Source organism: Dermacoccus barathri (assembly GCF_015070805.1).
Classification (GTDB): domain Bacteria; phylum Actinomycetota; class Actinomycetes; order Actinomycetales; family Dermatophilaceae; genus Dermacoccus; species Dermacoccus abyssi.
The window spans coordinates 1-25,485 of sequence record NZ_JADCTK010000004.1 but is presented as its reverse complement, the minus strand read 5'-3'; the positions used below and the strand labels follow the sequence as shown (position 1 = coordinate 25,485).

At 65.6% G+C, this 25,485-nt stretch carries 20 protein-coding genes and 1 riboswitch; of the genes, 14 read left to right on the top strand and 6 right to left on the bottom strand.

Going from position 1 to position 25,485, the window contains the following annotated elements; all coding sequences use genetic code 11:
* The first annotated feature begins 172 nt into the window (after positions 1 to 172).
* Positions 173 to 1,120, top strand: coding sequence for a DNA-methyltransferase (locus IM689_RS08210; protein ID WP_319803839.1), 948 nt, complete (start codon positions 173 to 175; stop codon positions 1,118 to 1,120).
* A 391-nt stretch (positions 1,121 to 1,511) separates the two neighbouring features.
* Positions 1,512 to 2,258 (top strand): PDDEXK family nuclease, encoded by a 747-nt coding sequence (locus IM689_RS15050; protein WP_319803838.1) that lies wholly within the window; start codon positions 1,512 to 1,514, stop codon positions 2,256 to 2,258.
* Here the strand turns inward: IM689_RS15050 and IM689_RS15135 are convergent, their stop codons facing one another.
* From IM689_RS15135 to IM689_RS08190, 3 genes are all read right to left on the bottom strand, one after another.
* On the bottom strand, positions 2,259 to 2,921 hold the full coding sequence (locus IM689_RS15135) for a tyrosine-type recombinase/integrase (RefSeq protein WP_193643621.1): 663 nt from the start codon (positions 2,919 to 2,921) through the stop codon (positions 2,259 to 2,261).
* Between the two features lie 197 nt (positions 2,922 to 3,118).
* Positions 3,119 to 4,705 (bottom strand): UvrD-helicase domain-containing protein, encoded by a 1,587-nt coding sequence (locus tag IM689_RS08195; RefSeq protein WP_193643620.1) that lies wholly within the window; start codon positions 4,703 to 4,705, stop codon positions 3,119 to 3,121.
* Complete coding sequence (locus IM689_RS08190) at positions 4,702 to 6,633, bottom strand: ATP-dependent nuclease (RefSeq protein WP_193643619.1); 1,932 nt, start codon at positions 6,631 to 6,633, stop codon at positions 4,702 to 4,704. Before IM689_RS08190 ends, IM689_RS08195 begins: the two co-directional genes overlap by 4 nt.
* A 763-nt stretch (positions 6,634 to 7,396) precedes the next feature.
* On the opposite strand from IM689_RS08190, the gene IM689_RS08185 reads away from it, so the two are divergent.
* The gene (locus IM689_RS08185) at positions 7,397 to 12,445 is read left to right on the top strand and encodes a hypothetical protein (RefSeq protein WP_193643618.1); all 5,049 of its coding nucleotides are present in this window, start codon (positions 7,397 to 7,399) and stop codon (positions 12,443 to 12,445) included.
* 485 nt (positions 12,446 to 12,930) lie between these two features.
* Here IM689_RS08185 and IM689_RS14710 read toward each other — a convergent pair whose 3' ends face one another.
* Together IM689_RS14710 and IM689_RS08175 are read right to left on the bottom strand one after the other, a co-directional pair.
* On the bottom strand, positions 12,931 to 13,167 hold the full coding sequence (locus tag IM689_RS14710; RefSeq protein ID WP_227484656.1) for a hypothetical protein: 237 nt from the start codon (positions 13,165 to 13,167) through the stop codon (positions 12,931 to 12,933).
* 260 nt (positions 13,168 to 13,427) lie between these two features.
* A complete protein-coding gene (locus IM689_RS08175) occupies positions 13,428 to 13,937 on the bottom strand; it encodes a mycothiol transferase (protein WP_129663650.1) in 510 nt (169 codons plus the stop codon).
* A gap of 117 nt (positions 13,938 to 14,054) precedes the next feature.
* On the opposite strand from IM689_RS08175, the gene IM689_RS08170 reads away from it, so the two are divergent.
* Complete coding sequence (locus IM689_RS08170; protein ID WP_193643617.1) at positions 14,055 to 15,509, top strand: sialate:H+ symport family MFS transporter; 1,455 nt, start codon at positions 14,055 to 14,057, stop codon at positions 15,507 to 15,509.
* A gap of 10 nt (positions 15,510 to 15,519) precedes the next feature.
* Here IM689_RS08170 and IM689_RS08165 read toward each other — a convergent pair whose 3' ends face one another.
* Complete coding sequence (locus tag IM689_RS08165; protein ID WP_193643616.1) at positions 15,520 to 16,341, bottom strand: G1 family glutamic endopeptidase; 822 nt, start codon at positions 16,339 to 16,341, stop codon at positions 15,520 to 15,522.
* Positions 16,342 to 16,437: 96 nt separating this feature from the next.
* On the opposite strand from IM689_RS08165, the gene IM689_RS08160 reads away from it, so the two are divergent.
* From IM689_RS08160 to gcvP, 10 genes are all read left to right on the top strand, one after another.
* Positions 16,438 to 17,028: a CDP-alcohol phosphatidyltransferase family protein gene (locus IM689_RS08160; RefSeq protein WP_118913174.1), complete on the top strand. Its 591-nt coding sequence runs from the start codon at positions 16,438 to 16,440 to the stop codon at positions 17,026 to 17,028.
* Positions 17,028 to 17,924, top strand: a complete 897-nt coding sequence (locus tag IM689_RS08155) for a DUF881 domain-containing protein (RefSeq protein ID WP_187035146.1) — start codon at positions 17,028 to 17,030, stop codon at positions 17,922 to 17,924. Before IM689_RS08160 ends, IM689_RS08155 begins: the two co-directional genes overlap by 1 nt.
* Positions 17,925 to 17,953: 29 nt before the next feature.
* The gene (locus IM689_RS08150) at positions 17,954 to 18,286 is read left to right on the top strand and encodes a small basic family protein (RefSeq protein WP_047311606.1); all 333 of its coding nucleotides are present in this window, start codon (positions 17,954 to 17,956) and stop codon (positions 18,284 to 18,286) included.
* Positions 18,283 to 19,167, top strand: a complete 885-nt coding sequence (locus IM689_RS08145; protein ID WP_129663642.1) for a DUF881 domain-containing protein — start codon at positions 18,283 to 18,285, stop codon at positions 19,165 to 19,167. Before IM689_RS08150 ends, IM689_RS08145 begins: the two co-directional genes overlap by 4 nt.
* Before the next feature lie 36 nt (positions 19,168 to 19,203).
* Positions 19,204 to 19,593 carry a glycine cleavage system protein GcvH gene (gene gcvH / locus IM689_RS08140; protein ID WP_047311607.1) on the top strand — a complete coding sequence of 130 codons (390 nt, stop codon included), beginning with the start codon at positions 19,204 to 19,206 and terminating at the stop codon, positions 19,591 to 19,593.
* A gap of 132 nt (positions 19,594 to 19,725) precedes the next feature.
* Positions 19,726 to 20,199: an FHA domain-containing protein gene (locus tag IM689_RS08135; RefSeq protein ID WP_225910758.1), complete on the top strand. Its 474-nt coding sequence runs from the start codon at positions 19,726 to 19,728 to the stop codon at positions 20,197 to 20,199.
* A gap of 14 nt (positions 20,200 to 20,213) precedes the next feature.
* Positions 20,214 to 20,894 carry a transcriptional regulator FtsR gene (gene ftsR, locus IM689_RS08130; protein WP_047311608.1) on the top strand — a complete coding sequence of 227 codons (681 nt, stop codon included), beginning with the start codon at positions 20,214 to 20,216 and terminating at the stop codon, positions 20,892 to 20,894.
* An 81-nt stretch (positions 20,895 to 20,975) separates the two neighbouring features.
* On the top strand, positions 20,976 to 21,449 hold the full coding sequence (locus IM689_RS08125) for a bifunctional nuclease family protein (RefSeq protein ID WP_047311609.1): 474 nt from the start codon (positions 20,976 to 20,978) through the stop codon (positions 21,447 to 21,449).
* A 263-nt stretch (positions 21,450 to 21,712) separates the two neighbouring features.
* Positions 21,713 to 22,243, top strand: a complete 531-nt coding sequence (locus tag IM689_RS08120; RefSeq protein ID WP_047311747.1) for a MerR family transcriptional regulator — start codon at positions 21,713 to 21,715, stop codon at positions 22,241 to 22,243.
* A gap of 67 nt (positions 22,244 to 22,310) precedes the next feature.
* A riboswitch (glycine riboswitch) is annotated at positions 22,311 to 22,405 on the top strand.
* A gap of 90 nt (positions 22,406 to 22,495) precedes the next feature.
* Positions 22,496 to 25,363: an aminomethyl-transferring glycine dehydrogenase gene (gcvP, locus tag IM689_RS08115; RefSeq protein WP_193643615.1), complete on the top strand. Its 2,868-nt coding sequence runs from the start codon at positions 22,496 to 22,498 to the stop codon at positions 25,361 to 25,363.
* Positions 25,364 to 25,485: the final 122 nt, after the last annotated feature.

The following is a 25,485-nucleotide window of genomic DNA, read 5'->3' as shown; positions in this document are numbered from 1 at the left end:
CTAGGTCACTACTAGCCTCCGAGGAGTCAGGCGTTATGCTCTTGCACCCGACGCGTGCTGGTGCTGTAGCTGCCCGGGTCGACCGATCCCGACCGCATCTGGGCACCCCGGCGTGTCGTCGGCTGGCGCGCCGCTACCTGAGGGTCTCTACGCCGGGCCGTAGGCTCGTTTGGTGCAGTCAGTGATCAGGACCCAAGACTCGGGCATCTACGAAGGAGACGCGTTCGACCTCGCCTCGCGGCTGGAACCCGGTTCCGTCGACCTGATGATCACTTCCCCGCCCTACTGGGGACATCGCACGTACGACATGGATCACAACGACAGCGTTCTGACGGCCTGGAAGGCCCAAGGCGGAGACCTCAGCAGCGCGCCCGGCTACGAGTGGTATCGCTCCGCTGGTGGAGCCCTCGGGATGGAGCCGACGCCCGACTGGTTCGTCTCTCACCTGGCCGACATTTTCGACCGGCTTCGGCCCGCGCTCAAGCCCGGGGGTAGTCTCTGGGTCAACTTGGGGGACACCTACTTCGCACGCTGGTCGTCAATTCGCCAAGGTGGGCGACAAGGCCTGGGTGACCACCCGCGGGGCAGACGTCGCACTCCCATGGGCGGCTATCGACAGGAGAAGCAACTCCTCCTCGTGCCCGCGCGATTCGCCATCGCCATGCAAGAGCGCCGATGGATTCTCCGCAACGATGTGATCTGGGACAAGCCGAACGTCCCACCCCGTCCTGAGCGCGACCGCCTGCGGTTGGCCCATGAACACTTCTTCCACTTTGTGTTGCGCCCCAAGGAAGGAAGGGCCAAGTACTACTACGACGTGGCAGAGACGGAGTTGGGTTCCCGTGACGTCGTTCGGGTCAACGTCAAGGCCGGCGCCGGGGGCCACAGCGCGACGTTCCCCGAGGCGCTCATCCGTCCACGCATACAGTCCTCATGTCCACCAGGAGGCGTCGTGCTTGACCCCTTCGCTGGGACGGGCACTGCGGTGGCAGTCGCCGCCAAAACGGGGAGGCGTGGTGTCGGGTTTGAGCTAAACCCGGAGTATGCGCAGATCGCACGACGGGCCGTCGACCAGGCGACGGGAGCACAGGAAGGTCATGGCGGCAGTGAGAAGCAGTAGCGGAAGTTCAAAGAAGTCGCCCAAGAACCACGTGGCGGAGTGGTACGGACACCGTGTTTTTCCGGTGGTGGCCGCGACCGAGGAAGCCGAGCGCGACCGAACTGCAGGACGATGCCCGTTCCTCACTCAGGTCACGCAGCAAGAAACTAGCTGCGTTAAGAATGCAAACTCCTCAGGTGTCTGCACCGTAAGCGCCCACAGCAACGGCGAAAGACAAGATTGGCTCGTTTGTCCCTACCGTGCACTCGATTTCGAGTTGCTCCTCAACGCTGCTCGACGGTTCTACAGGGTTGCTGAGAAGGCACCCGTTCACCTCGTAGCGGCGCCTCTGCTAGCCGATCCCCGGGAGCGAGCGCGCTTTCTAAGTTCCGTGCGGGCCGGGACGCCCTCGGTGGTTTACTTCCAGAACAAGTTGGGTGGGGAGATTTCTTTGCCGGCCACCCCCGGTTCGCCTGAAATGTCATTCGACGCGACCATGGTCACGGTCGAAACGGATGGAACTCGTATCGAACTTGGGCGTTATGGCGTCTTCGAGATTCAGACAATGGATTTCCACGGCAGTTATGCCGCCGCAGTAAAGAATCTTACGGATGCCCACCGTTTGCACAAGGAATCGTTCCCTGAGGCGCTACGCGATCATCCCGAATGGGCTGGTGAACGAATGGAGGGGCCCAACATCGCGAACGTGTTCAAGCGGACCTTCTACCAGATGATGTTCAAGTTCCGCATCGGCGAGCACGAGTCAAGTGCCGGATGTGTTTTCGCAATTCCGAAGGCGGTGTGGGATTCCTGGCAACGCCACCTGGGCGCGCCAGCCCTCGTCCCAAATCGAGATGGAACGTGGAGGCTAGCGGTCCAAGAACCAGACAAGGAGGTGTCCGCGTGGATTTACGTCTTCGACTTGGACGAGTCCGAGACCGAGTCGCCAAACTCCCTGCAGCTGTGGAGAGTTATCGGCACCAACGCTTCATCGCTGGCACACTACGCGATCAATGTCGCCCCAGACGCAGCGTTGGCGGCGGGCGGGTCAGTCGATAATATCGCAGCCACCATACGGGGCAGGCTTCTACCGTTCCTTCCCGAATTGGATCTTGCTCCTGAACATTGGACCGTTGAGCCGCCCCCTGACAGCGTGTGATCAGCGCACCCTATCGTCGTTGCGGTCCCACCTAACAGCCCGATTCATGGCCGCAACAGCCTCAGACCTGTGGTTATCCAAGACGCGGCCGTAGATGTCGAGAGTCATTTGCGCTGAACTGTGACCCAGGACTTCTTGTGTGACCTTTATAGACCCACTTGCCGACAACCACGCCGTGGCCGCTGTGTGACGAAGAGCGTGAAGGGTCAAGCCAGGCTTGCCGACCTTAGCGACCGCTGCTCGCCAGCGCGCATCGCGGAGCCAGTTGCGCCAGTCGATCCGCTCACCACGGGGGCTGGTGAAGAGCGTTTGGGCGGGGCGCTTGCCCTGCATAGCGGCCTCCAGATCGGCCCGGATGATGGCGAGGACGGGCACGGTCCGCACGACGTGGGCCCCGGCCTTCGTGCCCCGGAGGCGCTGATAGCACCCATCGGGACCGAGCACCCAGCGGTGGGCGACGCGGAGGCTCAGGCTGCCGTCCGGCTCAGTCCTCACATCACCGACGTTCAGGGCTGCGAGCTCAGAGCGGCGGAGGCCGGTGAAGGCCAAGACACGCACCACAGGGTGGGCATGCTCGGGAAGGGCATCGAGCAGGGCCTCGACCTCGGGCAGAGTCAGGGCCTCACGACGGGCTGGCAGAGGGCCAGGAACGGGGATGTTCAAAGCGGGGTTGACGCGGATGGGAACCGTGCCGCTGGAGATCGTTGGGTGGACAGAGCCTCAGTGGCGCCCGCGTTGGGGCCGTGGTCCGAGACGTGGGTGTGTCCGGCGACTGTCAGATGCACCGCATGGCGCTCGCCATCGGGTCACAGCCATGGCCGCTCCCGTGTGCGGCCCACGGCCCGGCTGCTGGACCGCGTTCAGGTGCGCGAGCGCGGCCCTTGTCCCCGCTTCGGTGCCTGGGATGCAGGCGTCGGGTCGGGCTCGATCTCCACGGTGCGCTCCCGTGCCCGGGTGCAGGCGACGTAGATCTTGCGATGTAGGTCGTCGGCGCTGTCGAGGCCGGCGGCCAAGGCTTTGCGCTCGTCGTCCTTCAGGCGGAGCCCGACAACCTCCCACTCGCCACCTTTGGCCTGGTGCGTTGTCAGGCCTGGAACTGGGCGCCCAGGAAAGACCAGTCGTTCCTGTAGCTGGGCGAGCCGCTTCGTGTGGTGGTGGTTAGGCGGACGTAGCTCTCGCGCCGACACTCTGCCGACGACCTGCACCAGCTTTAGGTATGCAGATTTCACCGCGTCCTTGCCGTCGGCCCGCAGGATTTCGACGACGTTTTGCAGTGCTGGTTCCAGCGCGCGTGGGACGTCACGGTCCTGCACGTTCAGCGCGGTCAGGGCATCGTTCAGGTATGTGGCGTCGAGGGCGAAGACGTTCCGGGTGACGTGGTTGAGCAGCAACGTGGCCGCAGCCTCTTCGTAGCCGCCTTTGAAGGCGTGAAACGCCAACGGGAGTACTCCGCCACCAAGGTTCCACAGTTCAGCCCACCGCAGGGCGAGCACGACGTCGACGTCGAGGTCAGATGAACCGGTCGGCAGGACAAGTCCTTGTCCAGCCCGAAGGTGGGTGGCCAGGTCGTGCTGCTCCCCGGACCGCCACCGGAACGACTTGGTGAGTTTGCGCGTGCCCACTCCGGCCCGTGCCAGAAGCTCGGGGATGGCCTGCGGACGGGCGCCTCGGAACAAGTACAGGGCCTGCCATGGGTCTCCGACTAAGGTGACGGCAACGCCAGCGGTGATGGCGGCCTCGATGATGGCGATGTCCAGGTCGTTGGCGTCGAAGACCTCGTCGACAATTAGGGCTCTCATGGTGCTGCTGAGCCGTTGCCGCACCCGGGCTGCCGAAGTTGGGTCCTGGAGAGCGAGCGCAAGGATGTCCCGAACGTCTTGGTGGGTACACACGCCCTGCCTCAGTAGGGGCACCACTCTTACCGCAGGGAACCGCGCGGCGGAGTCTGAAGCGAATGTCTCGCGGAAACTGAGTTGGCGTCCGACGAGGGACGACTCGTAGACGGACTTAGTCCAGACCGTGCCGCCCGTCGAGGCCCAGCTATCCCGCACGTCCAGAGCGACGTCCCCGTCTGGCCACACCGCGGAGGCATCCGGCCAGACAACGAGTTGCTGTCGCATCAAATCGTGAAGCAGGTCGCACATTATCGCGTCTAGGGTGACGATCCGGTGTGGCCAGGTCAGGGCCGCGGGGCCCCACAGCCGTTGGACGCGTCGGCGCAGGTTGTAGGTCGCGGCACGGGTGAAGCTGGCAGCTACGACCGCGCGTGCGTCTTGACGGTGCGCGGCGGCGAACCGTTGAACCCCGAAGCGCTGCGCGGACACCGTGGTTTTGCCCGTGCCTGGGCCTGCCTCAATAAACAGGTTGGTCTGCGAGGTGGCTGCGGCGAGGCGCTGCTCGGTGGTTAGGTCGTCGATGACTCCGGCGTGGCTGAGTGCCTTGCTCAAAGCTGGATGTCCGGCTCGGCGCTCGAAACGTCCTCGGCCTCGGCGGCTGGCTCAGGCGTTGGGTAGAGGAAGGCGAAGACGCGCTCGATCGGCGCTGGCACGCGAACCTCGGCGCCGATGAGCTGCCGGTTGTCGCGGAGCTGGCCGGCGAGGGCCTCTGCAAACTCGCCCTTGCGGGCTGCTGCTGCGCCGGCGGGTACCGTCTCCTTGCCATCCTTGTGTTTGCCGCGGAACAGGTCTCTAATCGTCTGCGGTGTGACCTGCTCAGGGACGGCTACGTTGATGTCCGTCAAAGCGGCTGCGACCAGGGACTCGTTGCCCTCGGTCAGTTGAGGCTCCAGCGTCGGGTGACTGTGTTCGACTAGCAAGACGTGCGGGTCATGTTCGGCGGCCCACGGAGGCAGGGTCGGGGTCTGATCGAAGTCAAGGTCGCTGTCGCGCAGAACGGCCAGACGGCTGCACAATTCGTGGCCCGGGGTGGCGAGCAGGCGAACCGCCCATGGGCCCACCTTCGTTCCCATCGGCACGATGCTCAGCGCATCAACGAACGACTGCTTGTCAGGGTCATCTTGGGCCCACGCCCAGCCGAACTCGCGAAGCACCGCCGCCTCGGTGACGCCCTCGACGAGCAGGAGACGGTCGGCGAAGAGAGAGGCTGACCTGCTGGCATCCAAATGAAGTCGAGCCTTACGCAGCACCTCAGCTGAGTTCTTGCCCAAGGGGATGTCGGCCACGGCTCGGCAGACTCGTCCTCCGGTGCCGTCTCGGCGAGCGATGACGAGCTCAGTTGGATCGCACGAAGTGATGATGTCTGTGGCGTGGCTGGACAGGATGACCTGAAGCTCAGGGCGCTGTTCGACCTGTCGGCGCAGGTAGCGGACGAGGGAGTGCTGTAGCTGCGGGTGCAAGTGGGCTTCAGGTTCTTCGATGACCACAGTGACGTGGAAGGGTCCGTCAGGATAGAAGGAATCCTCGACACTCTCGCTCTCGACGCGAGCCTGTCGCAGGGTTCGTTCCGCATCCTGAAGCTCGCTGGCGGTCGTGCCGTCGTCATCCACAGCCGACCGTCCCGTCGAACCTGCGGTGACGTCCGTTACCGCCCTCGCTATCTGCGTGGAGTCTGGGATGGCCGCGAGAGTTACTGCGATGTGCAGCAGGTTGACATAGCCCAGCCCGACGACTTCAAGGGGAAGCGCGTTAGAACGTCCTTCCGACGAGGAGAGCATCAACTCCAGCACGCGCGCCAAATAGCGGTCATCGACGACCTGGCCGCGGATGTAGGGCCAATTGCGGGACACGCCTGCTGACAGCGCGCGAAGTTGCTCGCCGACCCTGGCCTCAAGGCCAGCAAGTATCTCATCCGTCGCAAGGGCCTCGAGAAGGCCCGACGCCCGGCCCCGCAGCCGGGACAAGTCGCGTCCGCGGCCGCGATTCTGCTGCTGTGCACGGAGCAACTCGACCAAGACGCGGGTCTCACGGCGCGCTAGTTCTTCGATGGGGTTGCGCCACGCCGGCAGGTAGACGAGTCGGGTACGCGGCTCCACCTCGCTAACGGCACCGAGTGCGCTCGTCGAGATGAAGCCGAGGTCGCGGTGCAGTGTTCGCGACCACTCGGCAGCGACAGTCCCTGGGGCGAGGCGCCCACCTTGCGCCTGCAACTGCTGCCCGAGTGGGCCCTCCTTGTCGGGTTCGTCCTCGAAACGGTATGCCACCTCAATGTCGCGATCTCCCATGCCGAGCGCCGCTGCGGAGTGCCTCGGGAGGTGGGGAAAGCGCTTGCCGTGGCTGAGGTAGATCGCGTCCGTCAGGGTGGTCTTGCCGCCGCCGTTTGGGCCCGCGATGACGGTAAAACGCCCCGGGATCCTGAGTTCCAGGGGGCCGTCAACCGCGCCGCGCATCCCGCGGACACGCACATTACTCAGGTACACGACAAAGGCTCCTCGGCGTCCTTCGACATCACGGCCACGATCCTCTGCCGCTTGGACTCATCGTATCCACTGGGGTAAGCCGTCCGGCCAAGGTCCTTGTCGCGACAGACGTGGACTGGGTCGCAAAACGGCTGACGTCCATTCCCCAGGGCCATGAGGAAAGTGGCGACGCTCTCGACGTCCTCTATCGATTTGAAGTAGCGGCGCTGAAGCAGCCACGGATTCCCTCGTACCAACCAGCTGGGCGAATCACCCTGAGGATAGAAATGGTGTCAAGAACCGCCCCATGGCGAACCCCGATCACCCGAGAGCCTCAGTCCGCATGCTCTACAGCTGGTTGGCTGGGACGTGCGCTCATCGGCATGACCGGACGCACACGAACTTGGTCACCTGGCGCCGGGCGACGCCCCGGCCGCGTGAGGGAGCTCGAACTCCCGTTACAATAGATCTTTCTGTAGGGGTGTGCTTTCCATCTGACGACGAGGTCGGGGAATGCAAGCCACACCCTGTGCACTGATGGCTCTGCCCTGAACGTCGAGGATGGACAGCACGGCTCGGAATTCCTTGCGGTGAGCGGCAGATGAGTGCGCCACTTGCGGCGATGTAACGCAGGCTCGTCAGATGGCCAGGGGCGGGCCGCCCAAAGCAGCGACTGCGCTTCTCAACCGCACCTACGCTGTCACTCCAGTTCTTCCCAGAGGGCCAGTCGCAGACTGCCTCGTCGGCGGCTGGTGTTTGTCCCCGGCAGAAATATCCTTGAGTCATGACGACAGATCGTGCGGCGAGTCCCTACTCCACGGGTGGTGGAGGCGTCGTCCTGGAGCACCGCTACGCCGCGACCCTCCTCGCGCGATTGCTCGTCGGAGCACCTTGCGCAGAGATCGGCGACAACATCGAACTAACCAAGGTGCGCCTTCAGGCGAGTGACATCAGCGCCGTTGACGACATCGTCCTCGAGGGTAAAGCGCCCGACGGGGCTTTCCACCGAGCCTCTATCGGAGTTCGTCGCAATCCAGCCCTCAACTCCAGCGACACGGCCTCTGTTCCTCTCATTCGCGACTTCCTGGCGGTTGTCACGGAGCACTGGGACGAAGTGTCAGCTGGGCGATGGTCGCTGGTGCTGGCGGTGGCCGGGTCGAGACAGGCGTTCGGGCAGATAGCGGCGCTCTCGGTGATTGCCCGGTCGGTTCCCAACGCCGACGCCTTCGACGCCGCCGTGAATCGCCCCAGAGCCGCCAACGCTCCTACACGGCAACGCCTGGCGCACCTGAAGAAGCTGGTTGTCGCCGCCGCGGTCGAGGGCATCGACCTAGCCGACCTCGGCGCGGACGAGCTCGTTTGGAGACTGCTGTCGAGCCTGTCCGTTCGCACCTTAAGGCTTGAAGGAACCGACACGTCTGACCGATCGTCTGCCGTCGCAGTCCTCCAGGGGGCCGTCCTTGATGGAACGTCGGCAACGGCAGAGGCCGTGCTGCACAGTCTTGCCGAGCTCGTCGATGAGTACGCCCAGTCTGGCGCGCAGGTGACAGGTGCGATGTTGCGCCGCCGCCTTACTACCTATCCGCTGAAGCAGTTCGGGCCTCACCAACGCGCCTGGGCGATCGTCGAACGACTCGATGGCCTCCTACACCAGCAGACCCGTTCGACCATTTCTGCTGGGACCGAGTCGGTTCATCTTCAGCGAGTCGAAGCTGTCGAAGCGCTCCGGCGGTCAATGGAGGCCTGCGCCGATGCAGGCGGGCCGCTCATAGTGACGGGCGAGCCAGACGTCGGCAAGTCTGCACTCTCGGTCGCAGTCGGGGACTTGCTGCGCGCCGACGGAGCGTTCGTCGCGTGTATGAGCCTCCGAGACGTTCCCGGCAGTGTCCTCGAGTTCGAGGGCCAACTCGGCGGAGTGGCTCTGACTGACCTCTTCGGCGGCGCGCCGACCGCCACGGCGCGGTTGCTCGTGGTCGACGGGTGCGAAGCAGTTCTGGAGGGCCACGAGTCGCTCTTCACGGAGTTGGCTGCGTCGGCAATGAAACAATCCATCGGCGTAGTGGCAGTGACGCGGTCCGACGGGGCGAAGTTCGTGGAGGCTGTATTGCAGCGGGTGGCCGATACGGTGGATCCCCTGCAGAAGGTGCAGACCCGTGTGGTCCAGGAACTCACCCAGGGAGAACGCGCGCTCCTCGCCGAACGCATCCCCCGGCTAACCCGAGTCAACGAAAACGCCAAGTCCAACTGGTTGCTTGGGCGCCCGGGGCTGGTCGACGCCTTACTGCGTTCCGGCCGGCCCATCGAGCCCGATCGTCTCCTCTGCGAGGCGGACGTCTACGTCGCGGTTTGGAACGGCCTCGTGCTCCGCGATGGGACGCATAGACCGGGTACTGCGCCGCCCGAGGAGCGTGAATACGCAACCCTCACGGTCGCTCGGCGGCGTCTCGGAGCGCATGAGGCAAATCCTACTTCCGCCGCCGTCAGGGAGCTGCGTTCCGACGGGGTCTTCCGTGCCGACGCAAACCCTGCCCTCTCTCAAGGGCCTGACTTCTCGACAGACCTGTACCGCGACTTCGCGTTATGCAGACTCTTCCTGTCAGTCGGATGGACGCCACTCACCGAGAACGCGGCTCCCCGCTGGACGATTCGGGCAGTGAGGTTGGCCTGCGAAGCGCGCCTGGCGAACCTAGGTGGTCGAACACGCCGCCAAGTCTGGGATGAGCTGGCCGAGGAGTTCAACGCCATCGCCGCTGGCGAAGGGATCCGATGGAGAGAGGTCCCCGTCGAAGCCCTCCTAACCGTCGGCGATGCACGCGAAGCGATCGGGGAGCTCTGGGACGTACTCCAACGAGGAGAGGATCTCGACGCGCTGTTGCGCCTCGCTGCTTCGCGATACGGAGGCGTGTTCGGTGACCGGTTCGCGTTGGCTCCCATTGTTGAGGTTGCCTTCTGCGAAGGTAGAGACCTCGGGCGGCCGCAGGCTGGCGCGCGCGACACTCAGCAAGAACGTGTCCAGGAACTGGTACTCGCGTGGTTGCGCGGCATGGCTCACGCCGGCGCAGGTCCTGACCCTCTCCGTCAGCGAGTGCGTGAATCGATCCTCGGACAGGACCGGCCCCTGTATGACGAGTTCGCAATCCAAGCTCTAGCCGCACTGGGTGAAGATCTCAACGATGCCGCTGCCTCGTGGCTGCGCACAGTCGCGCGCGAGCGGCCGAATTCACTTCACGAGATCCCCGAGTCACCGTCCTCGGTGCTCGCTTTGGAGTCAATCGACCCCGACCTCCTCCTTGAACTTACCGAGGCCTACTACATCGAGCAGCCCCAACCAGAAGACACTGAACTCGGGTGGGCCGGTCTGAGTGGCCGCAGCTATCTCGACGACGGGATCCGCGACTTCGGGCATGGCAACAAATTCGGGTTCGGGCCGCCTAGTGCCGCCTGGTACTTCGGGCCCTTCTTCAGGCTGCTGAACCTAACGCCGCTCAAGACCATCGCGTTCATAAACCGGATGCTCAACCAGGCGGCTTTCTATCGAGTCACAGACGAGACCCAGACTCTGACCGCCGGCGTTGACTGGAGCAGCTATCCGGGCGCGTCGCTGCATCTGAATGCCAAGAGCGGGCAGCGGCATTACGTCGGAGACTCCCACGTGTGGAGTTGGTACCGCGGCACCAGTGTCGGTCCCTACCCGTGCATGAGCGCCCTCCTTGCGCTCGAACGCTTCATCGACCACTTGCACAACGAAGCTGAGATCCCGTTGGCCACCATCGTCGATCTCCTCCTGGAGGGCTGCCACAATCTCGCGATTCCCGGCCTGCTCCACGGGTTCTTGACCCGACACCTCGACGAGGTGGGAGACCTCCTCGACCCGTTTCTCGCCGACGTGACCGTCTGGCACTTGGAGATTGGGCGCGTGACGACTGAAGGGGCGTTCACCGTGCGAGACCGTGACGCCGACATGCTGGCAGGCCAGGACAAGCGCAGGTACTCGCCTCACGAAACTGTCGGCTGGATGGTCGTCAACGCACGCGCGGCAGGCAACCAGGCACGTCTCGACCAACTTAGCGCAGTCGGCTCAAGACTACTGGAGTCGGCTCAACGGAATGTTGACGCCGAACAAACAGCGGCATCGGAACCAGACCCTGCCGAGGCAGCTCTGACGAGAGAAGGACCGGAGCAGTACCTGGCGATGGTCGGCAGCTGGGCTGCGGAGTTCAGCGCCGAGAACTACGAGGCATCGGTCGTCGACGGCGGCGTCGTCGTTCAGTTCGGGCGTCCGGCAGAACTCGAAGCTGCACTAGCGCCAAGCAACGCCGAGATCAAGGCTACGCAGGCGTTCTTGCGGCTGCAGGTCGCGTACGCGTTGAAGAACGAGACACCTGAGGCATGGCCGGTTGAATCGATCACTGCGGACATTGCCGAGGCGAGACGTCTCATGGATGAGAGCTCGTCCGCGATGCTTAACCGGCACGAAAACCCAGTCGTGGCGGTCGCGGCCGCAGGCCTGCGCGCGCACGCTCTGGGGCTCGCGACACTAGGACTGACCGAGTTGGACTGGGCGGTCGACATAGTTCTCACTGCAGCTGAAGAGCCATGGATAGATAGTTTCAGCTCCTCCTCTAGTCTCTTCTCCACGGGCGCCGACCGTGCCGCGGCCATCGCGGTGCCGTTTCTACTCCTGCCGGTCTTCGAGCACCTGGACGTGGACGCCGGTCGCCTTCAACGAGCCTTAATCTCGTTGGCGACAAGCGTCTACGACGAGGTTCGCACCGCCTTCGCGAAAGGGACGGCGCCTGTCTGGGCAGCAGACTGCGCCATTAGCCAGGGAACGGTTTGCATGCGACACGAGCCGCTGTGGGAGGCTATCCAGGCCTGCATTTCGACCGTTCGCCTAGGGCCGTGGGAGTACGAAACGCAACGCCGGCACTCTATCTCGCTTGAGGGTCCCTTTGAACAGACGCTACTGACAGTCCCCGGCGACGAACTCTTGGTCAACCGTCTCCGCATGCCAGTGGTCTGCAACCACGCCGCGCTTTCGTCTCAATGTACGACTGCACGCGCGAAACTCCTCGCTAGTCCGCTTTGGGACGCTCACCTGCGAGCCCTCGATCACGCCTGGCGCGGGAACTACGACCACCTGGGCGAACGCCATCACGAGCTCGTCGCACGCCTGTTCATCCAGCTTGCAACCGAAGGAGACAGGGAAGCACTCAACGCGCACCTCCGCCTTTTCGCGTCGAACGCACACGCCCTTCATCTGTTGCTTCACAGCTTCGCGACCGCGTTCAGCTATGACGATGAACTGCGCCCCCTGCTGGCCGAGTTCTGGCCGCCATTAATGGCGACGGTTCTCGACGAGATCGACTCAGGCACGAGCCTGATCGACGACTCCATCTCGTGGCACGACTACGCGATCTCTGCACTGCTTCCTGTGCCGCAGATCAAGTCGGAAGACTTTGACCCCGATGCAACGCTGGACAGCTGCAGAGCTTCTTGGGCGCCGCCCGATGCCTTCGAAGGGGTGGTCGATCGATGGCTGGCCATGGGGCAGGGCGAGCCGAAGTGCGCCGAGGCCGTGGCTCGGTTCGCCCGGACGGCTCCGACCAGTTGGCAGGCAACAACCGGACTCGTCTGGTTGGAGAGCGTGCTTCACGGAAGGTTCGGCGCGTTCGCAAACCGCATATGGTTCGTGACCAACTGGCTAGAGGAGCTACGCGCCTCCGCAGCTGTGGTGGGCCCGCCGCTCGCCCGCTACCGCCGTATCGTGGACGGACTCGCCGCGGCTGGCGATTCGGCGTCGGTAGTGCTCCAACAGCTTGAAGAAAGTTAGTCGCTCATGCGGTGGGGGTGCCTCATCCCGACTGAAAAAGTCCTGGGAGCTGATCCATCCCGCTGCGCGTCATTCTAGGCGAAAGGACGTGACCGGGGGGTGATCGAAAACGTCCGCACATGGGCATTACCGGGCACACATGAACGTAACGTGACTGGGCGAAATTTGCCGCGACGAGCGGTTCGGAGCTGAAGAGCCACCAAATTGCGCGTCGGGCCACTGCGACGGTCATCAGTAACCCATCTCAATCACCCGCCGACAACTGCCAGCGACCGAGTACACTAGGACCAAGCGAACCGCCCGGTTCCCTGTCAAGACAAGGGAATCCGCGAGTTCCCGAGACGATCGGTGGAGCCCGGCAGATTGCCAGGATCCTCCAAGGGGTCGCAGGTTCAAATCCTGTCAGCCCGACAGACCAGCGGGAGGGATCGCATCGTGCGATCCCTCCCGCTTTTTCGTGCTCGTTTCGCCGGACGCGGTGAGAGTCACTCGCTGCGGGACGCGAGATCCACCCCGCGGCTTTCGGCGAGTGCCTGCAGCTTCTCCATGTCGTCGGTCTGGATGCATACGGTCGCCCGCAGACCGGAATCCTCGCGACGCAGGAGGTAGGAGGGGCTGCTGTCCGTGAGGGCGTCCCCGTTCGCGTCGAAGAACGTCCAGCGGACGGCGACGAGGACGAGACGGTCACTGAAGTGGCGCTGATCGACGATCTCGTACGCCACCGACGCGAGACCGAGCTGCTTGTAGACCGGCTAGGACTGCTCGAGCCCTGACACCATCGCGTCCCGTGAGTCGAGGACGCCGGAGAACCCGGTCGTCCACGATCGTGCCGGGTGTCGCCCACAGGTCCGCCGAGGCCCCGGCGTCGAAATTCGTGAGCGCCGCCGCATAGCGACCGAAGAAGTCCCCGATGTCCTGGCTGCTGATGGTCATGTTTCGACGATACGTGCGCTGACGACCGGGCGTCGCGTCGGAACGCGACTCACTCGAAGGCGGAATCCTTCATGCCTGCAAGGTAGCTCGCCTGGCCGACGTGCTGCAGCGCATCCTCGCTGACGCTCACCAGGCGGGCGCCGCGGGTCACCGGCGGATCCCAGTTCTCGTCGACGACATCGTCGAGGTCCGCGTCCGTCAGGGTGTCGAGGTAGGCCACGTGCGCAGCCGTCACGGCCTCGAGGTGATCGACGAGGGCGTTCGCGTCGTTCACCACGAGGGCGCGCGCCTGCTCGGAGGAATCGCCGTAGCCCATCGCGTCCGCACCGCGGTCCACGCCGAGCTTCTCCGCCCAGCCCCCTCGCGTCCACTCCTGTTGTTCGCCCGAGAGCTGCGCGACCTGCACGTCGATCTCTCGAGCTGCATGCCACAACAGCCACGCGATCGAGTTGTCGTGCCCCGGGTGAGCGTTGAGTCGCTCGGCCGGAACGTCCCGCAGGGAACCCGCCACCTCCGCGGCTCGTCCCGCCAGATCCTTGAGTACCTCGATGCCGTTCATGCTTCGACCCTAACGCTCGGCCGGCACCGTGCCCAGAGCGAATTCAGCCTGCGACGCATCGAATCTCTATAAGGTGCCGGAGAACCGTGAGCAGCACAACCGGATGAGGAGGCACACATGAACGCTGCCACCGTGCCCTGGTATCGCGAGGTCAGCCCGACGCAGTGGAAGTCCTTCTGGGCCGCGTGGCTCGGGTACCTGCTCGACGGTTTCGACTTCGTCATCATCACGCTCGTCCTCACCGAGGTGGCCGACGAGTTCGACCTCAACGGCGTCCAGGCCGCCACCCTCATCAGCGCGGCGTTCGTCTCCCGCTGGTTCGGAGGTCTCGTGCTCGGCGCCATCGCCGACACCCTCGGACGCCGTGACGCCATGGTGCTCGCCATCGTCACGTTCTCCCTCGGTTCACTGTTGTGTGCAGTCTCCACCGGCTACGTCATGATGTTCGCCGCACGCCTTCTCATCGGCTTCGGCATGGCGGGGGAGTATTCCGCGAGCGCCACCTACGTCATAGAGTCGTGGCCGCAGCACCTGCGTAACAAGGCGAGCGCCTTCCTCATCAGCGGCTTCTCCATCGGTGGAGTGCTGGTCGCTCAGGTCTACCGCTTCGTGGTGCCCGCGTGGGGCTGGCGAGCGCTGTTCGCCATCGGTCTCGTGCCGATCGTGCTCGCCCTCTGGCTGCGCCGTGGTCTGCCCGAACCGGAGGACTTCCGCCGGGCGAAGGACTCCGGTCGGGTGGATGCAACGCCTGACATGTTCACGACGCTCTACCGCGGCCCGCACCGCATTCTCAACGTCCTCCTCACCCTGGCGACGTTCGCGGTTCTCCTCGCCATCTTCGGTGGTTACGTCCACGGCGCAGGGACCGTCGCACCGATGTCCGTCTTCATCACGGCAGTGTTCGTCTGGTTCCTCGTGCAGTTCGAGCCTCAGCGCTGGCCCACCGCCGTTGCCGTGACGGTCGTGGTCTTCACCGTGTTCTTCTTCGCCTGGCCCATCACGGCCCTGCTGCCGACCTACCTCAAGACCGACCTCGGTCTCTCGCCCGGAGAAGTCAGCGACATCCTCTTCTGGAGCGGATTCGGTACGGCTTTCGGTGCGATCCTGGCCGGTTTCACCGGCGACCGCTTCGGCACGACTCGCGCCTACTGGGGCAGCCTGCTCATCTCCCTACCCTTGCTGTGGCCGATCTTCACGCTGACCTCGGACCACGCGCCCCTCATCGGGTTGCTGCTGTTCGTCCAGCAGTGCTTCGGCGCCGGCGTCGGCGGCCTCGTGCCCAAGTGGATGGTGAGCTGGTTCTCCATCGAGAAGCGCGCCGCAGCGCTCGGCTTCACCTACAACGTCGGCGCACTCGGTGGAGCGGTGTCGCCCGTCGTCGGAGCCGCGCTCGCGGAGACGATGTCGCTCGGTCGAGCGATCATCGTGCTCTCCGCCTCGTTCACGGGAATCGTCATCCTCCTCGTCGCCATGAAGTTCCCGCTGCGGCTCCAGCAGCTGCTCAAGCCCTCGGCGGTCCGCGCGGACGACGGCGACGACACCATCCGCCGGATCGAACCCCAGGCGGGCTGAACCGGCAGCGTCAGGCCGCGCGCTTGAACGTCACCGGGAAGCCGTTGCCGCTCGCCGACCACGCGCCCGGCGATGCGAGCAGGTTGCCGTTGAACATCAAGATGCGCGTGTGGGCCATCTTCTTCGGCGCCCGCGTGCCCGAGGCGTCGGTGACGCTGAGCTGACGGAACGAGACGGTGCCCGTGTTCGCGAGGGCGAGCGGGCGTCCGTCGGCGCGGCTCGGGCGTTCGAGCACGAACTCGGCAACGCCCTTCGGCGCGCTCGTGGCGCGGGAGGTCACGACACAGCGCTGGAGGCGCTCGTTGCACAGCGTGAAGTAGGCACGGCTGTCCCGCGCCGACCAGCGCACCGCGACCCGGACAGGGTCACCGGGAGAGACGGGCAGATTCGTGATGCGTTCCTGCGAGCGCTGAGGGAACGTCTCGACCCACAGGTAGTAGTCGTTCTTCCACTTCGAGCACTTGCCCGCCCTGAGCGCGACACACTTCGAGTCGTGCTCCGTTCCGGCCTGAATGAGCTGGCCCTGCGCACGGTTTCCGCCGCCGAGGCCCACCCACATGTTCGAGTAGCCGTCACGTCCGGGCCACGACGCCTTCGGTACCGTCCACGAACCCCGGGCCTGCGTCGGGTTCTTCGCCGCAACCTGGTAGCCGGCCCAGTTCTCGTACAGGGCGTTCGACGCGGCGCGCAGGCCGGTGGCGGTCGTCGTCGCGGCGCTCGCGGGGGCAGAGGCCTCAGCGGGTGATTGCGCGGACGCCGGCGCCGTCAGGGAGGCGGCGGACACGCTCAGGCAGGCGAGCGCGGTGAACAGGGTGTTGCGTGCGGCGGACATGAGCTCCTCGGGGTCGGTGCAGTACGGCTCCATGCTAGGGGCCGCGGGCTCGACGGTCGGTGCGCGCCGCGCGGGGCCATCGCCTAGTCTTGGCCTGTGACGACCGCTGAACCGGAGCTTTCGAGCCGCATCTGGACGGTGCCGAACGTGCTGTCCTTCCTGCGGCTCGTCGGTGTTCCGGCGTTCGTCTGGCTGATCCTTTCGGAGTGGGACAAGACGGCCCTCGTCGTCCTCATGGTGGCGGGGTTCACCGATTACCTCGATGGCAAGATCGCCCGCAAGTTCGACATGCAGTCGCGTCTCGGAGCCATCCTCGACCCGATGGCTGACCGGCTCTACATCGTCGCGACGATCGTCTGCCTCGCGATGCGTGGAATCCTGCCGATGTGGGTGGTGCTCGCCCTGGTTCTGCGCGAAGTCTTCATCCTCACGATGGCGCCCACCGTCCGCCGGCACAACCTGCCGCTGCCGCCGGTGCACTTCATCGGCAAGGCGGCCACCTTCAACCTTCTGTACGCCTTCCCCCTTCTCCTGCTCGCCGAGATCGAGGGCGCTGCCGGTGACCTGGCGCGCCCGACCGCCTGGGCCTTCGTCCTGTGGGGCGTGTGCCTGTACTGGCTCGCCGGCCTGCTGTACGCCGTCCAGGTGCGCGAGATGCTGAAGGTCGTTCGCGCGCGGGCGGTGTGATGGCACCGCACCGACTCATCCGACGCAAGCCGCGCTCGCCGGGAACGACGCGCGAGGTACGTGTCCAGGACCCGGCCGCGAGCATGGCGCTCATCTTCGACGCCATGAAGCGGCCGATCGACCCCCTCTACGAAGACGTGGCCCGCAAGCGCGAGGCAACGGGTGAGGGGCTGGTTCGTCGTCCGGGCCGTTCGCCGCTGCTCGTCGTGACGGTCATCGCCCTCGGCTTCCTTCTCGGCGCGGCGGCCCATGCCCTGCGAGTGCCGGATTCGGTGCAGGCCGATCGTCACGCGCAACTCGTGGAACAGGTCGAGGCGAAACAGAAGGCGAACGACGACTCCGCCGCCGAGGTGGAGGCACTACGCACGGAACTGGACTCGAACCGTTCGTCAGCGTTGACCCGCCAGGAGCGCTCGAACCTGAGCGCCGACCTCACGGCCGGTGAGCGCACCGCTGGAGCGGCCGCCGTCAGCGGGCCCGGGCTCACCGTCGTCATCGAGAACCCCGAGGACGCCGAGCCCGACGCAGCCGACAGCGATCCGCGCACCGGTGAGGACGAGAACGCTCTCACCTCGAGCGATCTGCAGCACGTCATCAACGGTCTGTGGTCCTCGGGGGCGACCGCCGTCAGCGTCAACGGTCAGCGCATCACATCACTCAGCGCGGTGCGCTTCGCCGGCTCGGCCATCCTCGTCAACTACCGTCCGCTCGCGACGCCGTACACCGTCACCGCGATCGGTCCGAGCGACATGCAGAACAAGTTCGAGAGCGGGTTCTCGGGGGACTACCTCACGTCGCTGCGGAAGTCGGATTTCACCATCTCCACCTCCCGTGGCAACGTCACGGTGCCTGCGCAAGGAACCATCCGTATCGCCCACGCTCAGCCGGTGCGCTGACTTCGCCCTTCCCCTCGTTAGGAGCTGACGTGATTCCCGCCATCGGCCTCGTGATCGGCCTCGTGCTCGGCCTGTGGCTGCACCCCGACGTTCCGTTGTGGATGCAGCCGTACCTGCCGATCGCCGTCATCGCCGCGCTCGATGCGCTGTTCGGCGGTATCCGTGCAGCCCTCGACGGATTGTTCGACGACAAGGTTTTCGTCGTCTCGTTCCTTTCGAACGTCGTCGTCGCCGCGTTCATCGTGTTCCTCGGCGACCAACTGGGTGTCGGTAACCAGCTGTCCACCGGCGTCGTGGTCGTGCTCGGCCTGCGCATCTTCACCAACGTCGCTTCGATCCGCCGACACGTGTTCAAGGCATGAGCAAGAAGCAGAAGAAGACGCCCGAGGCGCCAGACCTCGACGCACCGACCGAAATCGACCCCGCTGAGGCGTCGTCGGAGCCGGCCAAGGACGCGGCGTTGCCGGGGGAGAAGCACGTTCCTGAGGAAGGCGCCGAGACCTCCCCGTCGATCGCGACCTCGGCTGAGCAGTCCGACGCGACGCCCGATGACGGGCACGAGGCTCCCGCCCAACCCTGGCGACGCTACGCCTTCGGAGGTCCGCGTTCCCTCGCGGGCGGTCTGACGGCGGCGGTGCTCGCCCTGGGCCTCGGCTTCGCTGTCATGACGCAGGTGCAGCAGAACGAGAAGTCCGGCCTCGACAACCTCTCGCAGGCCGACCTCGTGGCGCTCCTGGGCAACGTCAACGACCAGTCCGCGCGCCTGGAGAAGGAACTCGACGACCTCACGACGAGCAAGGAACAGCTCGCTCGCGGCGGAGACCGGGCAGCCGTGGCCGACGCGCAGAAGCGTCTCGACCAACTCGCCATCCTCAACGGAACGGTGCAGGTGAAGGGCCCCGGCATCATCATCGAGGTCGATTCCGCCGGCGGCGACGTCACAGCGGCCAACATCCTCGACGCCGTCCAAGAGCTACGCGACGCCGGCGCCGAGTCCATCGATGTCGGTGGCAACCGCATCGTCGCGTCGTCCTGGTTCACCGACGTGGACGGCCGCCCGAGCGTCGAAGGCCGAAGCCTGCCGGAGAAGTTCACGATCAGCGCCATCGGCGATCCGCACACCATGAGCACCGCGATGGCCATTCCGGGCGGTGTGACCGATACGCTGACACAGGCAGGCGCTCGCGTTAAGGTCTCCGAGGAAACCTCGATGCAGATCACCTCGCTGCACCGAAGAGACTGACCAGACGCCTGCTCACCGACCGACTCGAGGAGAACCATGAGCGAGTTGCAGTACCCGGCCGACCTTCGTTACACCGAAGACCACGAGTGGGTCGCAGACAAGGGCGAGGGCGTCGTTCGCGTCGGCATCACGGCGTACGCCCAGGACGCCCTCGGCGACGTCGTGTACGTCAGCCTCCCGTCCGTCGGTGACTCCGTCACGGCGGGCGAATCCTGCGGCGAGGTCGAGTCGACGAAGTCCGTCAGCGACCTGTACTCGCCGCTCGACGGTGAGGTCGTCGCCGTCAACGACACGCTCGACGCCGAGCCCGGCACGGTCAACTCCGACCCGTACGGCTCCGGCTGGATGTTCGAGATCCGCCCCAGCGATGCCTCTGCGATCGACGGCCTCATGGACGCCGACGCCTACACCGGCTCGCTCGACTGACACGTCCTGTAAGTCTTCTCGTCACCCGGCGGTTCCTCGGTTCCGTCGGGTGACGGTAGTCTGACCACCACATCGAACGGCTCGCCCCGTGCGGACGAGCCGCTCACGACACGGCGCCGCAAGGCGCAGGGGATGGGGTACACCATGGCTGACGAGTACAACGGCTATTCCGGTGATGCCACGACGATCGGCGTGCCCGGCGAAGCTGGTTGGGAGCCGCGTGAGCTGTCGCACGAGGCACCCCGTGTGCTCTCGCCGGCCGACCAGGCGATGGTCGAGGCGCTGCGCCCGAACACCGCGCTGCTCATTGCGCTGAGCGGACCCAACTCCGGTGCGCGATTCCTGCTCGACGCAGACGAGGTCAGCGCTGGGCGTCACCCGAAGAGCGACATCTTCCTCGACGACATCACGGTCTCGCGCCGTCACGCCATCTTCGTTCGCTCCGGCAACGGCTACAGCGTGCAGGACATCGGATCGCTCAACGGCACCTACGTCGACCGCAAGCTCGTCGACAATCTGCCGCTAGTCACCGGCGCCGAGGTGATGATCGGCAAGTACCGACTCACGTACTACGCCGCCGCACACTCCGCACCCGAGCAGAGCTGAGGCGCTTCCGCTCCATGGCACAGCACGGCCTGACGATCAGCGCGGTTCTCAAGACCCTGCGCGAGGAGTTCCCCGACCTGTCGGTCTCGAAGGTTCGTTTCCTCGACGCCCAAGGTCTGGTCTCCCCGAAACGCTCCGACTCCGGGTATCGCCGCTACAGCGACGAGGACGTCGAGCGTCTGCGCTTCGTCCTGCGGGCCCAGCGCGATCGCTTCTGGCCCCTTAAGGTCATCCGTGAGGCGCTCGACGCCTACGACCGTGGCCTCACCCCGCAGGACGCCGACTTCGTCAGCGCCGTTCCCAGCGTTCCGACGCCGACGGCCGACCCCGACGTGCCTGATGTCGAGACGCTCGCCGCGGATGCGAACGAGACACTCTCGCTCACCCGCGAAGAACTTGCTCGTGGGGCCGGCGGCACGGACGCCCTCATCGCCGAGCTCGAAACGTTCGGTCTCGTGCGCCCCGGCGCGGACGGGCACTTCGACGGTGAGGCTCTCGCCGTGGCGACGGCTGCGGCCGCACTCGCCGAGTTCGGGGTTCAGGGCCGTCATCTGCGTCCTTTCCGCTTGGCGGCAGACCGCGAGATCGGTCTTGTCGAGCAGGTTCCACTGCGTGACGAGTCGCAGCGCGCCGTCATCGCTCAGCGCTGCCTCGCGTTGCACGTGGCCCTCGTGAAGGCCGGCCTGCGTCACTGACGTTGCAGGTGTCGCCGGTCGGTGGCATCCGAGGTGTTCCGCAGGTCGCTCCCGGTCGCGGCTGCGCGGTAGCGTGGACATGTGAAGCGCGCCGAAGTTTCCGGCATCCGAGTCGAGTTGCCGACGACCAGCCCCGTCCTCCTTCTGCGTATCGAAGGTGGAGTGACGCACGTACCCATCTGGATCGGCTCGCCCGAGGCCTCGATGATCGCGTTGTTCGCCGAAGGTGTTGATTCCCCGCGGCCCCTCACGCACGATCTCGTCCTCGACGTTGCGGGCGCGGCGGGCCGTTCGCTGGAACGTGTCGAGATCACGGCGCTACGCGACGACGTCTACGAAGCAAGCCTCGTCTTCGACGACGGTGGGCGCGTCGATTCCCGCGCCAGCGACGCCGTCGCTCTCGCGATGCGCGCTTCTGTGGACATCTTTGTCGCGGACGCCATCGTGGACGAAGTGGGCGTTCAGGTCGCCGACGAGCAGGAGGAAGAGGTCGAGAAGTTCCGCGAATTCCTTGACCACGTCAGCGCAGAGGACTTCGAAGAACCCGAAGAGTGAAGTGTTGGTTGACCCCCGAATGATTCGATAGAACTAAGTGTTAAGTGGATCTTTAGTGTTTGTGATCGAGTCGTGACCCGCGAAATTTCGGGAAATTTATTCGGCGTGTCGTGCGCGCTGTCATTGATCGGACCCTGAATCGGCTCTACCTTTGAGGAGTCAAGAGGGCGCGGGTCAACGTGCTCACGCCTTGTTTCTTCCAGGAGGTCGCCGTGGTTTCCACCGGCAAAGCGCCCGAGTCTCACTCCGAGGCTGCCGCGCCGATCGACGCCGATGTCACGCGCGAGGTCGAGATCGACGACGCGATGCTCGGCTACCGCGGCCCGGCTGCCTGCCGCGCTGCCGGTGTGACATACCGCCAGCTCGACTACTGGGCCCGCACCGGCCTGCTCGAACCGTCGGTGCGCAACGTCAGCGGTTCCGGCCACCAGCGCTTGTACTCCTTCCGCGACGTCCTCGTCCTCAAGGTCATCAAGCGCCTGCTCGACGCCGGTGTCTCGCTCCAGCAGATCCGCGTCGCGGTGGCAGCACTGCGCGACCACGGCGTCAAGGAGCTCGCGGGCATCACGCTCATGTCCGACGGCGCGTCGGTCTACGAGTGCACGAGCGACGACCAGGTCATCGACCTTCTGCGCGGCGGCCAGGGCGTGTTCGGTATCGCGCTCGGAAGCGTCTGGGCCGAGGTCGAAGGCACCCTTGCAGAACTCCCCGGTGAGCGTCCCGACGCCACCGAGATCGCCGTGCACCCGGGCGACGAACTGCGCAAGCGCCGCGCCGCGAAGCGCGCCGGCTGAACCGCTTCCACCAGCCTTCTCGTACCCGACACCGCAACGGCGGTGTCGGGTACTGTTGTGCTCGCTGTCGAATCCGGTGGGAGAGACTCCGGCCGCGAGCCGGGGCGCCGAAGGGGCAAGCCTCCCCGCAACCTCTCAGGCGAAGTGGACCATCGGGTGAAGCAACTCTGAAGCGCCGTCGTGCGTGACAGAGGGGGAGCAGCCGACCAGACCGTCGGCCGTCGCCCACCGACACGCGTCAGGGAGTCACCCATGACAAGCGATTCGTTCGCCCCCTTCGTCGCCCGCCACATCGGCCCGGGCGACTCCGACCTCGAGCACATGCTCTCCACGATCGGCGCGAGCGACGTCGCCGACCTCGTGGCCCGCGCCGTTCCTCAGGCCATCGCCCAGAAGGAGCCGCTCGCCCTCGAGGCCGCCGGTTCAGAGGCCGAGGTGCTCGCCGAGTTGCGTGAGAAGGCTTCCCGCAACCGCGTCCTGACGTCGATGATCGGCCTCGGCTACTACGGCACGCACACGCCGGGCGTCATTCGCCGCAACATTCTCGAGAACCCGGCCTGGTACACGGCCTACACGCCCTACCAGCCGGAGATCTCCCAGGGTCGCCTCGAGGCGCTGCTCAACTTCCAGACCGTCGTCACCGACCTCACGGGTCTCACGACGGCCGGTTCGTCGCTGCTCGACGAGGCCACCGCCGTCGCCGAGGCCATGACGCTCATGCGCCGTGCGAGCAAGTCGGCCAAGGACGCCGTGCTCGTCGTCGACGAGCAGGTCATGCCGCAGAGCATCGCCGTGACGCAGACGCGTGCCACGCCGCTCGGCATCGAGGTCGTCGTCGCCGACCTGCGCGACGTCAAGGACGCGGACGCGCTCGTCGAAGCTGCGGGTGGCAAGTCCGTCTTCGGTGTCATCGTGCAGTACCCGAGCGCCGACGGTCAGATCGTCGACTGGAAGGCGCTCACCGAGGCCGCCCACGAGCACGGTGCGCTCGTCACGGCTGCCGCTGACCTGCTCGCCCTGACGCTCATCGCGTCGCCCGGTTCGTGGGGTGCGGACGTCGCAGTGGGTACCTCGCAGCGTTTCGGTGTTCCGATGGGCTTCGGCGGCCCGCACGCCGGTTACATGTCGGTGCGCGCCGGTCTCGAGCGCAACATGCCGGGGCGCCTCGTCGGTGTCTCGCTCGACGCCGACGGCCACCAGGCCTACCGCCTCGCGTTGCAGACGCGTGAGCAGCACATCCGCCGTGAGAAGGCGACGTCGAACATCTGCACCGCGCAGGTGCTGCTCGCCGTCATGGCGTCGATGTACGCCGTCTATCACGGCCCGCAGGGGCTCGCGAAGATCGCCGAGGACGTTCACGCGAAGGCGCGTCTCGTCGCCGCTGCGCTGCCGAAGGCCGGCCTGGAGGTCGTCCACGACACCTTCTTCGACACGCTCGCCGTCCGCAGCGAGGGACGCGCGCAGGCGCTCGTCGACTCCGCGCTCGAGCACGACGTCAACGTCTGGAAGGCCGACGAGGACACCGTCCTGATCAGCCTCGACGAGACGACGACGCAGGGCGAGATCGACGCTCTCGGCGCCGCGTGGGGCTTCCGCACCCGCGAGGCGGGCGAGGCGTCGGCTCTGCCGAAGGCGCTCGTGCGTGAGGACGAGTACCTCACCCACCCCGTCTTCAACAGCCACCACAGCGAGACGGCCATGCTGCGTTACCTGCGTCGTCTGGCCGATCGCGACTACGCGCTCGACCGCGGCATGATTCCGCTCGGCTCGTGCACGATGAAGCTCAACGCCACGACGGAGATGGAATCCATCACGTGCCCCGAGTTCGCAAACCTTCACCCGTTCGCTCCGGCCAACCAGAACGAGGGCATCCGCGAGCTCATCACCGACCTCGAGCAGTGGCTGTGCGACATCACCGGCTACGACGACATCTCGCTGCAGCCGAACGCCGGCTCCCAGGGTGAGCTCGCCGGCCTTCTCGCCATCCACGCCTACCACCAGGCCAACGGCGAGGGGCACCGCAACATCTGCCTCATCCCCGCCTCGGCGCACGGCACTAACGCGGCGTCCGCCGTCATGGCCGGCCTCAAGGTGGTCGTCGTCAAGACGGCGGCCTCGGGTGAGGTCGACCTCGAGGACTTCAAGGGCAAGCTCAAGGAGCACGGCGAGAACCTCGCCGCGATCATGGTGACCTACCCCTCGACGCACGGCGTCTTCGAGGACACGATCACCGAGATCTGCTCGCTTGTGCACGAGGCCGGCGGCCAGGTCTACGTCGACGGCGCCAACCTCAACGCGATGGTCGGCCTCGCCCAGCCGGGCAAGTTCGGCGGCGACGTCTCGCACCTCAACCTGCACAAGACGTTCTGTATCCCGCACGGCGGCGGTGGCCCCGGCGTCGGCCCGGTCGCAGTGCGTGAGCACCTCGCACCGCACCTGCCGAACCACCCGCTGTTCGCGGAGGCTGGCCCGGCCACCGGCGTCGGTCCGATCTCGGCTGCGCCGTTCGGTTCGGCGAGCATCCTGCCGATCTCGTGGGCATACGTTCGCCTCATGGGTGGCGCGGGTCTGACGCGCGCGACGCAGTTCGCCGTCGTCAACGCCAACTACGTTGCCGCTCGTCTGCGTGAGGCCTACCCGGTCCTCTACGCGGGCACCGACGGTCTCGTCGCGCACGAGTGCATTCTCGACCTGCGCGCCCTGACGAAGGAATCCGGCGTCACGGTCGACGACGTCGCGAAGCGCCTCATCGACTACGGCTTCCACGCCCCGACGATGAGCTTCCCCGTCGCGGGCACACTCATGGTCGAGCCGACGGAGTCGGAGTCGCTCGAGGAACTCGACCGCTTCGTCGAGGCGATGCTCGCCATCCGCGCCGAGATCCAGGACGTCATCGACGGCAAGGTCGCGGCCGAGGACTCGGCCCTGCGTCACGCACCGCACACCGCGCTGTCGCTGACGAGCGAATGGGACCACCCCTACGAGCGTCGCGAGGCGGTCTACCCGGGGAGCACCGACCCGCGTGCGAAGTACTGGGCGCCGGTTCGTCGCATCGACGGTGCGTACGGCGACCGTAACCTCGTGTGCTCGTGCCCGCCGCCCGAGGCGTTCGAGGACTGATCCTCACCGTGTGACGGAGAACGAACGAAGCCCCATTGCCGAGAAGGGCGGATTCTCGTGGTCCTCGCAACACCTGATTGATCACGTGGTTTGAAGTAGATCACGCAGGCGCTCGGCTGGGT